The organism is Kitasatospora sp. NPDC059747, from assembly GCF_042732955.1.
In the GTDB taxonomy this organism is placed as follows: Bacteria; Actinomycetota; Actinomycetes; order Streptomycetales; family Streptomycetaceae; genus Kitasatospora.
This window is the reverse complement of the sequence record NZ_JBHWGV010000184.1, coordinates 2,588-12,423: the sequence shown is the minus strand read 5'-3', so window position 1 is coordinate 12,423 and position 9,836 is coordinate 2,588. Positions and strand designations below refer to the sequence as shown.

9 protein-coding genes are annotated in these 9,836 nt (G+C 70.3%); 3 read left to right on the top strand and 6 right to left on the bottom strand.

Annotated elements, in window-relative coordinates; translation table 11 throughout:
• Nucleotides 1-143: 143 nt before the first annotated feature.
• From ACFV4G_RS41075 to ACFV4G_RS41065, 3 genes are all read right to left on the bottom strand, one after another.
• Entirely contained in the window at nt 144-1,004 is an 861-nt protein-coding gene (locus ACFV4G_RS41075) for a hypothetical protein (protein WP_380448322.1), read from the bottom strand.
• Between the two features lie 243 nt (nt 1,005-1,247).
• Nucleotides 1,248-2,606 carry a hypothetical protein gene (locus ACFV4G_RS41070; protein WP_380448320.1) on the bottom strand — a complete coding sequence of 453 codons (1,359 nt, stop codon included), beginning with the start codon at nt 2,604-2,606 and terminating at the stop codon, nt 1,248-1,250.
• Nucleotides 2,607-2,617: 11 nt separating this feature from the next.
• The gene (locus tag ACFV4G_RS41065; protein ID WP_380448318.1) at nt 2,618-3,367 is read right to left on the bottom strand and encodes a hypothetical protein; all 750 of its coding nucleotides are present in this window, start codon (nt 3,365-3,367) and stop codon (nt 2,618-2,620) included.
• A 26-nt stretch (nt 3,368-3,393) separates the two neighbouring features.
• Between ACFV4G_RS41065 and ACFV4G_RS41060 the strand changes: the two genes are divergently transcribed.
• The gene (locus tag ACFV4G_RS41060) at nt 3,394-4,272 is read left to right on the top strand and encodes a glycosyltransferase family 2 protein (RefSeq protein WP_380448317.1); all 879 of its coding nucleotides are present in this window, start codon (nt 3,394-3,396) and stop codon (nt 4,270-4,272) included.
• Nucleotides 4,273-4,296: 24 nt separating this feature from the next.
• On the opposite strand, the gene ACFV4G_RS41055 is transcribed toward ACFV4G_RS41060, so the two are convergent.
• Genes ACFV4G_RS41055 through ACFV4G_RS41045 form a run of 3 tightly spaced genes read right to left on the bottom strand, consistent with a single transcriptional unit; the run spans nt 4,297 to nt 7,563 of the window.
• Complete coding sequence (locus ACFV4G_RS41055) at nt 4,297-5,436, bottom strand: DegT/DnrJ/EryC1/StrS family aminotransferase (protein ID WP_380448315.1); 1,140 nt, start codon at nt 5,434-5,436, stop codon at nt 4,297-4,299.
• Nucleotides 5,433-6,488 carry an NAD-dependent epimerase/dehydratase family protein gene (locus tag ACFV4G_RS41050; RefSeq protein ID WP_380448314.1) on the bottom strand — a complete coding sequence of 352 codons (1,056 nt, stop codon included), beginning with the start codon at nt 6,486-6,488 and terminating at the stop codon, nt 5,433-5,435. The genes ACFV4G_RS41055 and ACFV4G_RS41050 overlap by 4 nt, the downstream gene beginning before the upstream one ends.
• Nucleotides 6,489-6,507: 19 nt before the next feature.
• On the bottom strand, nt 6,508-7,563 hold the full coding sequence (locus tag ACFV4G_RS41045) for an NAD-dependent epimerase/dehydratase family protein (RefSeq protein WP_380448312.1): 1,056 nt from the start codon (nt 7,561-7,563) through the stop codon (nt 6,508-6,510).
• Nucleotides 7,564-7,688: 125 nt separating this feature from the next.
• Here ACFV4G_RS41045 and ACFV4G_RS41040 point away from each other — a divergent pair, with 125 nt between their 5' ends.
• Both ACFV4G_RS41040 and ACFV4G_RS41035 read left to right on the top strand, forming a co-directional pair.
• Entirely contained in the window at nt 7,689-9,044 is a 1,356-nt protein-coding gene (locus tag ACFV4G_RS41040; RefSeq protein ID WP_380448310.1) for a tetratricopeptide repeat protein, read from the top strand.
• Between the two features lie 143 nt (nt 9,045-9,187).
• Nucleotides 9,188-9,655: an NUDIX domain-containing protein gene (locus ACFV4G_RS41035; RefSeq protein WP_380448308.1), complete on the top strand. Its 468-nt coding sequence runs from the start codon at nt 9,188-9,190 to the stop codon at nt 9,653-9,655.
• Nucleotides 9,656-9,836 lie beyond the last annotated feature (181 nt).

The window sequence follows — 9,836 nt, the reverse complement described above, 5'->3', positions numbered from 1 at the left end:
GGCGCGCGCGCGCCCCCCCCGCCCGGGGGCGCCCCCCGCCCGCCCGCGCCGCCCGCGGCGCTGGTGGAGCAGGGTGACGTACCGGCCGGAAGCGGCAGGCCCCGTCCTGCCGGAGCCCCTTCGGACTGGTCAGACAGCGTGTTTCAGGCGGCGACGTCTGCAGGCCGTCCACCGGCCAGTGCGCAGCGCAGGGCGGTTCGGACTCGGGCGGCACCTGCGGCTGCCACCTCTGCCCCGTTGCCGGTCGTGAGGGTGCGGGTTGTCAGGCCGGCACACGGGCGGCAGATGCCCGGTCGTTGCACGGGGTCGTGGCACTTAGCGCACTCGGCGTACCGGGCCGGTGGCCGAGCAACGGGTCGGGCGGGCGGCATCTTCTGCTCCAAGCGGTAGCGGAGCAGGGCGGCCGCCGAGTGCATCGGGGTGGGCAGGCCCGGTAGCAGGGCTTGAGTGAGGTCGGCTGCGGTGCAGCCGCGCGACAGCCACTGCGCCACCAAAGGTGCCAGGTCCCGTGCTTCGGCCTCGCCCAGGCGTAGCCGAGGCTCGGGTCGGATCACTCGGAACAGCGTGGCGACCGCCTCGCGGATCTCGGGCGATTCCTCCTCTCCTCCCCGGTCGCTTTCGTCTTCCGGGCTCGGGCGGAGGGAGGGTTCTTGATGCCGGTTCTTTACAAGAGGGCTGCCAGCAGGGCCGGTTGCCGCTTCACCGGGCGCCGGACGGGTGGTACCCGGTGGCGCGAGCTGCGGGGTGTCGTAGACGTGGGTTTCGGTGATGATCGTGCCGTCGGGCATGCGGATCTTCTCGACCCGGTAGTACCCGGCCTCGGTCAGCTCCTTCAACGCCTTGTGGACGGCGCCACGCCCCTGCGGGCTGGTGTCGGCCATGTGCCGTCCGTCCTCGCGCCAGCCGTCGGGGCGGGAGAGGAGGTCCGCGAGCAGGCCTCGGGCGGTGTAACTCAGCCGCCGGTACTGGAGTACGGCGTTGGGTAGCACAGTGAAGTTGCGCACGTGGGCGCTACGATGGATCCGCATCTGGAGTTGCTGCTCCTGGTGCCGGACCCCGGGGTGTTGGTAGCACCGCCGGGGTCACCTGTTTTCGATTGAGTTACCGAACGTATCACGATAGTTGACGCAGTGTGAGACGTTCCTGACATTCAGTGTGATCCCCGCATTCGACGGCCTCACAGGACAAGGTGGCGGCAACCGGCCTTGGGCGGGCAGAGTCACTGACCATCAACTGGTGGCGCCCGATCACGCCAGGGTCACGCGGCGCTTCGACCATCGTTCCTCCTCCGTCCGGTCCCGAAGAGGAGCAACCAGCCACGGCACGAGCCGGGGGGCTGGAACGGCGGCGATCTGCTCAACCGGATGGAGAAGTCCCTGCTTGCATGACTCCGCCGTCCAGACCGTGAACCGGGCGTCTGGGTAGGCCGGATTGATGCCAATCTCTCCCTTGGGGCTGACGCCGTTGAACGGCGTCGGGATGCCCTCTTTGTTCCAGTAGGCCCACGCCTGCAGGGCCTTGGTCTGTTCGAAGCAGTGGTAGAGCTGAGGGTAGCGGTCGAGGAGGCGGGTCTCCCGGAAGATCAGCTGGCCGAGGAGGTTTGGTGCCGCCTCGGCCAGCGTGTCCAGGTCCGCGGTGTGGAACGTGAAATCCCGGATGTCCTGACGTGGTGTCATCGAAGTGGCAGCGAAGAGATGGGACATGCGTCGGCGGACGTAGTCGGCGGCCGACGCCGCCAGACCGGGTTCGATGTGTCCCACGATGTCGATGAGCCTGGCGTGGTCCGGGTAGAACCGACCGAGGTCGAAAAGAGTGCCCATACTGTCCACGGCGGAGAAGGCGAGTTCCTTGTAGAGCCGGTTGTTCATCTCCCCGCAGTCCGCGTACTCCCGGGTTGCCCGGCTGGTGGAGTGGAGCATCAGGTACTCGGCGACGGTCTCGAAGTAGAGGTACCCGAGATAAGGGAAGACGGGGACAGCGGCGGCGAGGGCGCCGACGAACGACTCGTCCGGCGTCGTGCCGCCACTGGCGTTGTGCAGGAGCTTGTCGAGGAATGGGGCTGCGACGCGCACTCGGTCCTCGACGGACCGCAGCACCTGGTCGTCCTCGGCTGCGGTGAGGACATGCTTGCACGCCTGGTAGGTCCGCAGGTGGATGTCGCCGAGCCGCAGGTAGTCCAGGCCCTTGGCCGGTCCCGGGCGATCGGGGGTGCCCTGGATGACCAGGGGTGTGCTGTCGCGGCGGCTGGCCAGGCCGTGGCGAGCGTCCAGCAGGTAGGAGCCGAGGTTGTGGGGCCGCAGCGCGCCGCCGGGCAGCGGGGTGAGGGGCGAGCCGTAGACAGCCCCGATCAGGCAGCCGGTGGACGTGAGCAGGTGGCCGCTGGAGCGGATGGCGTCCAGCGAACGGGTCAGGTGTAGCAGGTGGACCGGGCCGTCGGCGGTGAGCGAGGCGAGCATGGCGTTGGCGTCCTCGCGCAGCAGGTGCCCGTTGGGGGCCTGTTCGAGGCGTTGGTGCCAGTCGGACTCGGTGTCGGTGAGCCCGGCTGGCAGGGGGCGGTTGGGTGGCGCGCTGTAGTCGGTGTGCGCGAGGTCCCACTCGGTGTGCACGGGGGCTTCTCCTACTCGGGCGTCACGGCCTGGAGCGCGTGCTCCAGGGCCTGGGCGTCGGTTGCACCGTCGAGGACGGCCTGCTCGCTGCCCACCACCAGGTCGTGGGCGAGCAGCGGTGCCCAAGCGGGAACCTGCAGTCGCAGACGGGGGAGGTCGGGCCACCAGCGGGCCAGCGGCAGCCGGTAGCGGTCGAGCGCGTCAGCTGCCTTGAGGAGGTCCACCGCCACCTGGTGCCGCTGGTAGGCGCGTTCCTGTTTGCCGGTGAAGGCCTCGTGCGGCACGTCGTGGAGGGCGACTGCGGTGATCGCTTCCTTTGTGGTCGCCGTCCCGAAGGTCGCCTGGAGGCTCGCGGCGTGCTCGGTCAGCCAGTGGGCGGCGCGCTGACCGTGGTCGGGATCGTCGCGGTCGTTCAGCCGCCGGCAGTCGTGGCAGGCCGCCGCAGCCGCGAGCGCCAGCTCCCGGCCCGGCGTGAAGCCATGGCCGGCGGCGAGCAGCTGAACGAGCACGGCGACCCGGGCACTGTGGCGTACGCCGTGGATCGAGGCGGCTGCTTGCTTGCGGGTGAACCAGGAGGCGTTCGGTACGAGCAGTAGCGGCTGGTGTGGCAGTCTGGCCCGGACACCCGGGCCGGCGGGCCGGTGGCGGGCGATCCAGTTCAGCGTCGGCCGGTCCATCACCTGGTGGTCCGGCAGCCGGCCGGTGCCGGCCAGCTCGTGCAGCGACGGTCCACCGCCGGGCCGGGGTGTCGGCGAGATCATGAAGGTTCCTCGAAGGGTCGGGTGCGATGGGCGTCACGCTGGGCGTGGTGGTGCTGACGATGGGAAACCGGCCTGCGGAGCTGGCGGCGCTGCTGGAGTCGGTACGGGCCCAGGACGGCGGCGACAGCGGGGTTCGGACCGTCGTGCTCGGGCAGGGCGTGAAGCTGCCCGAGTTGCCGGAGAGGGTGGACGCGGTGGAGCTGCCGGAGAACCTCGGCATCCCTGGGGGCCGCAACGCCGGCGTCGAGCGGCTGCGCGAATTGGGCGGTACGGACGTGCTGGTCGTCCTGGACGACGACGGACTGCTGCCCCGCACCGACACGTTCCGGCTGATCCGGGATGCCTTCGAGCGGGACTCGAAGCTCGGCATCGTCAGCTTCCGGATCGCGGATGAGACCGGGTTCACCCAGCGCCGCCACGTGCCGCGCTTCGGCGCGAGCGATCCGATGCAGTCCGGTCCGGTCACGACGTTCCTGGGTGGCGGGCACGCCATCCGTATGAGCGTGATCGACCAGGTCGGCCTGTTCCCCGCCGAGTTCTTCTACGCGCACGAGGAGACCGACTTCGCCTGGCGCGCGCTGGACGCGGGCTGGCGGATCGACTATCGCGCCGACTTGGTGCTGCAGCACCCACGTACCGACCCGGCCCGTCACGCCGCCTACTACCGGATGACGGCCCGCAACCGGGTGTGGCTGGCCAAGCGTCACCTGCCCGCTCCTCTGGTACCGGTCTACCTCACCTCCTGGGCGCTGTACACGCTGGTTCGTCGGCCGCCGATGTCCGGGCTGAAGGCCTGGTGGTCCGGGTTCTTCGAGGGTGTTCGGGTGCCGTGCCCGCCGCGGCGGCCGATGCGGTGGAGCACGGTGTGGCGGATGACGCGGCTGGGCCGGCCGCCGGTGATCTGACAGCCGGCCTCAGCACACCGGGGGTCAGGACCAGATGGCGTGGAGCGCGTCGATGACGCGGTGCACGTCCGCAGCTGTCATCGCCGGGTAGCAGGGCAGGGAGAGCTGCTGGGCGGCGATCTGCTCGGTGATGGGCAGGTGGCAGTCCAGGTAGCGGTACGCGGCGAGGCGGTGCACCGGCTTGAAATGCACGCTGGTGCCGATCCTGTGGTCGTTCAGGAGCCTGCCGGCCACCGTGTCTCGGGTCCGGCCGCCGACCGGACCGACCAGCACGGGGTACAGGAACCAGCCGTGCCGGGCGCCGGCCGCGACGGTGGGCAGCCGCAGGCCGGGCAGGCCGGCGAGGGACCGGTCGTAGGAGGCGGCGATCTGAGCTCGGCGGGCGGTGAAGTCGGGCAGCTTGTGGAACTGCTGGAGGCCGACCGCGGCCGTGATGTCCGGCATCGTGTACTTCAGGCCCGGCACTGTGACCTCGTAGTCGGCGGTGTTCCGTTTGCCGTGCCGCTGCCACACCGAGGTGTCGATGCCGTGCCGGCCGAGCAGGCGGGCGGCCTGGACGAGGTCTGCGCGGCCGACGATCATCCCGCCTTCGCCGCAGGTGATGACCTTGTTGGCGTAGAAGGAGAACACCGCCAGGTCGCCGACGCTGCCCGCCCGAAGGCCATCGCGCCAGGCGTGCAGAGCGTGGGCGGCGTCCTCGACCAGGACCAGGCCGTGGTCGTCGGCGAGCTTGTGGAAGGCCAGGAGATCGCAGGGCTGGCCGCCGTAGTGCATGACCACGACAGCCTTCGTCCTGGAGGTGATCGCCTGCTCGGCAGCCTCGGGGTCAATGGTGAGGGTGACCGGATCGACCTCGGTGAACACCGGCCTGGCGCCGCACTGGACGATGGCGTTCGGGGCCGCGCAGAAGGTCAGGCTCGGGGTGATCACCTCGTCGCCCGGCTTGATCCCGGCCGCAAGCAGGGCCAGGTGCAGCGCGGCGGTGCACGAGGAGACCGCGAACGCGTCCTCGACGCCGAGCTCGGACTTCACCGCTTCCTCGAACCGGCCGGCCTTCGGGCCGTGGGTGATCCAGCCCGAGCGCAGGGTGTCCATGACCTCGGCTTCCTCTTCCTGCCCGAGCGAGGGCCGGTTCCACGGCAGGAACGGGGCGACGCTGGTCACGGCTGCCCCCACGCGGCGGTGTACTCGGCCAGGTAGCGCCGACACTCGGGAGTGCGTACACTCCGCACCTTGCCCGCGGTGAAGGCCGCCGCCAGGCCCCGGTGGTTGTCGTACTGGGTCTCCTCCGGGTCGGCGATCTGACGGGTCACCAGGAGATCGACGATCTCCTGTACGCCGTCCTCGAGGGTGGTGGGGCACAGGCCGGGGAGGTACTGCTGGAGCCGGGTGAAGCTCACCCGGTAGTCGCGGGCGTCGGCTTCGTCGCGCTCCGGGCCGCGCTGGATCTTCGATCCGGGCACGATGGCGGCCACGGTCTCGGCGATTTCGGCGATGGTGTGGTTCTCCTGGTCACTGCCGACGTTCCACGCGCCGGTCAGATCCTTGTCCAGGACGGCGGCGAGCACCCTGACGACATCGCCGACGTGGACGAGGGGCCGGCGCTGGGCACCTCCGTTGAGCGGGATGCGCCCGGTGGCGACGGCGCGCGAGGCCATGGAGTTGACCACGGAGTCCAGGCGCTGGCGGGGCGAGGGGCCGTGAACGGTCGCCAGCCGAAGGCTCGTCAACGCGGCGACTTCGGCGAGCGCGTCAGGCAGGCGCCGTTCGGCGAGGACTTTGGTCCGGGCGTAGATGCCCAGCGGGTTGGGCTCGGTGTATTCGTCCACAGTGCCTTCGTGCTGGCCGTAGACGCTGCACGAGGAGAAGAACACGTACTGGCCGACGCTCGCGCCGGCGGCAGCCTCGGCGGCGATCATCGGGGCGGCGTAGTTCAGTTCGACGGCCAACTCCTCGTCCAGCCGGCAGGCCGGCTCTCCGACGATCCCGCCCAGGTGCACAACGGCATCCGCGCCGTCGCAAACCCCAGCCAGCAGCTCGGGGTCGCGCAGGTCCCCGGGGACGAATGTGGCGGCGCTGGGCAGGAGCCGGCCGGGGTGGTCCCCGCGGTTGTAGATAAGGCCGTCCACGACCGTGACGTGGTGGCCGAGCGAGACGAGGCGGTGGGAGGCGGCGGAGCCGATGTATCCGGCTCCGCCGAGCAGCACGACGCGCATGGGGTGAATTTCCCTTCGTTCAGGCGGCCGAGGCCGCGGTGGTGAACCAGTCCGGGACGGCGTCCGGCGTGGTGTTGAGCCAGCGCACGTAGCGGTCGATGCCCTCGGTGAGGGTGATGGCGGGGCACCAGCCGAGTAGGTCGGTGGCCCGGCGAGTGTCGGCACAGCCGCCGCGCGGATCGCCCACGGGCATCGGCGTCTCGACGAACGCGGCCCCGGGGTAGTGGGCGGCGATCAGCTCGGCGATCCGCCGGATAGAGGTGGGGATGCCGGTGCCGACGTTGAGGATCTGTCCGGCGGCCTGGTCGGCGACGAGGGCGAGGACGGTGGCGTGCGCGATGTCCTCGACGTGGACCATGTCGCGGACCTGGTGGCCGCCGCCGTTGAGCCGCATCGGCCGGCCGGTGTGGGCGGACAGGGCCAGCCACGGCACCATCCAGGAGTGCGAGCCCGGCTTGGGGATCTGAGGGTCGCCGTACACCGAGAAGTACCGGACGATCGAGTACTCGGTGCCGCTGCCTCCGAGCATCAGGCGCACTTGGTGCTCGCCCCACACCTTGGTGTTGGCGTACACCGAGATCGGGGTGAGCGGCTGCTCCTCGGTGAACCGCGCCGCACCGCCCTCCGTTGGGGTGCTGTCCTCGACGCCGTCGCCGTAGACGGAGGCGGACGAGACGAACACCAGCCGCTTCACCGGCGAAGCCACCACGGCGTCCAGGACGGTCTGGGTGCCGTGCACGTTGGCGGCGAACGCGGTGTCGGGCCGACTGGTGCAGGCGGCGACATCGGCGTACGCGGCGGCGTGGATCACGTAGTCCGCGCGCCCCGTGAGCCACTTCACGGTGGCCCGCTCGCGAACGTCGCCGAGTACGACCTGGGCGCTGTGGCGGTCCACCTGGAACAGGTCCCTCACTGGGTGCGGGTAGGCGTCGAACCGGTCCAGAACGATCGGCGTTGCGCCGCAGGCGGCGAGTTGGGCGACGATGCGGCTGCCGACGAGGCCGCCGCCGCCGGTGACCAGCACGCTGGCCCCGCTCAGCTCGCGAAGACGCGGGTCGCAGTACATGTCGGCCATGAGGCATCGACCTCCTCTGAAGTGCGGGTTTGTGCAGTCAGTGAACAGTCGGCGACGCTCGGGCGGTACGGTGATGACGCGCTCATCCCGTTCAATCTGTTCAAGATCGGTTCTGGGGGTGCGAGTTGACTGGACATAAGGAGCCGAACCGGCAACTGGTGGCCGTCATCGAGGAAGTCGGGTGCACATACGAAGCCTTGGCCAAGGCGGTCCGCGCCGTCGCGGCGGAGGCCGGCGAGACGCTGCACACCTCGCGCTCTGCCGTGCTCTCCTGGACCAGGGGTGGAACCCCGACCGGCAACACCGCGGCCTACCTGGCCGAGGCCTTGACCAGACTGGCGAAGCGGAAGGTGACGACCGCCGAGATCGGCCTAGGCTTCCCGGCCATCGGGGAGGCCATGGCCCCTGATCCTCTGGCAACCGCTGCCGACCTCGGGAGACTTGTCATGCTTCACCGCCGCGACTTCCTCGCCCTCGCCTTCTCCGCCGCCACGGTCGGGCTCCCGCTCGCCTACGACCACCAGGCCGCCGCCGCCACCCTGCGAGCCGCGACGGGCCGCCGCAGGGCCGGAGCCGAAGAGGTCTCCACCGTCCGGCAGCTCACCGAGATGTTCAGGACCGCCGACGAGAAACTGGGCGGAGGCCACGGGCTGTCCACCGTGTCGTCCTACCTGGCGGATGCCGTCGTACCGATGCTTCAGGCCGCGTTCCCGTCCGAGGAGGTCCGACGGAGCGCGTACGGCGCGGCGGCCGAGCTCGCCACCCTCGTCGGATGGAAGTGCCACGATCTAGGCCGTGAGGGCGCCTCCCAGCGCTTCTATCTCCTCGCCTACCAACTCGCCTGCGAGTGCGATCCCGCAGGCCATGGAGCCTGGATGATGCGAGCCCTCACCCATCAGGCCCTCGATCTGAACCAGACCACGCACTGCGTCGAGCTGGCTGAAGCCGCGCTCTCGCGGGCCAAGGGGAAAGTCGATCGGAAGACGGAGGCACTGCTGCTGGTGACCTCCGCCCGGGCTTACGGAGCGAGCGGCCGGAGCAAGAACGCCGCCGGGGCACTCCTGGCCGCCGAGGACGCCATGCTCGCCGCTGACGACGGCGTGCCCTCCTACGCGGCCGCCTCTGGCCCGGTCGCGGCCACCGTGGCATCGCACACAGGCAAGACCCTGACCGAGATGAAGGACTACCGAGCCGCTGAACGGCACTACCGCAGGGCACTTGAGGAGCGTCTCCCGGCGACGTACCAGCGGGTTCGTGGTCTCACCATCGCGAACCTCGCCAAGTCCGTCGCCGCCCAACACCGCTATGAGGAAGCAGTCGTCCTCTGGAATCAGTGCCTGGACCTCATGGACGGCGTGGCGTCCGACCGAAACCAGAAGGAGTTGAAAACGGTGCGCTCGACCATGGCCGTCTACAGCAGGCGCGGAATCCCCGGTGCCCCCGAACTCGCTCAGCGAGCTGCCGAACTCGCGTCTGGGTGAACACCCATAGACCCGGTGGTCACACTGGCACCACCATGAATTTCGTCCGCATCGACGCCTGGCTCGCCGACACGCCCCGCGTCCGCGTCGCGCAGCGGCTCCAGATCGTCGCGTGACGCGGCTGGGCGGCTACAGTCGTCGCCATGAGCGAGCCCCATGAGGTCGTGGCCCAACCCCGCACCGCCGCCGGCGTGCTCTTCTTCGACGAGGACGACCACGTCCTCCTCGTGAAGCCGACCTACAAGCCCGGCTGGGAGATCCCCGGCGGCTACCTGCACGCCGGCGAGACCCCGAGTGAGGGCGCGGCCCGGGAGGTCAAGGAGGAGCTGGGCATCACCCCGCCGATCGGTCGCCTGCTCGTCGCCGACTGGGCACCCCATCCCACCGAGGGCGACAAGCTCCTCTTCGTCTTCGACGGCGGCGTCCTCCCCGCCGACGAGCTCGACCACATTACCGTCGACCAGGTGGAGATCGGCGAGTACGCCTTCTACACCACCGACCAGCTCGAGGAACTCCTCATCCCCCGCCTCGCCCGCCGCGTCCACGCCGCCTGTGGCGCCAGGACGCAGTCCGCGACCGTCTACCTGGAGCACGGAGCGACTCGCGCGTAGGGCCTACGCCTCACGGTGGCTCCACGGAGCTCTCCTGCGGCAGCCTGTGGACGTGATTTCCCCGCCTCGGCGTGGGGGGGGGGGGGGGCGGGGGGGGGGGCGGGCGCGGGCGGGGGGGGGGCGGGGCGGCCGCCGGCCGCCGCGGGGTGGGGGGGTGGGTCGGGGGGGTGTGTGCGGTGGG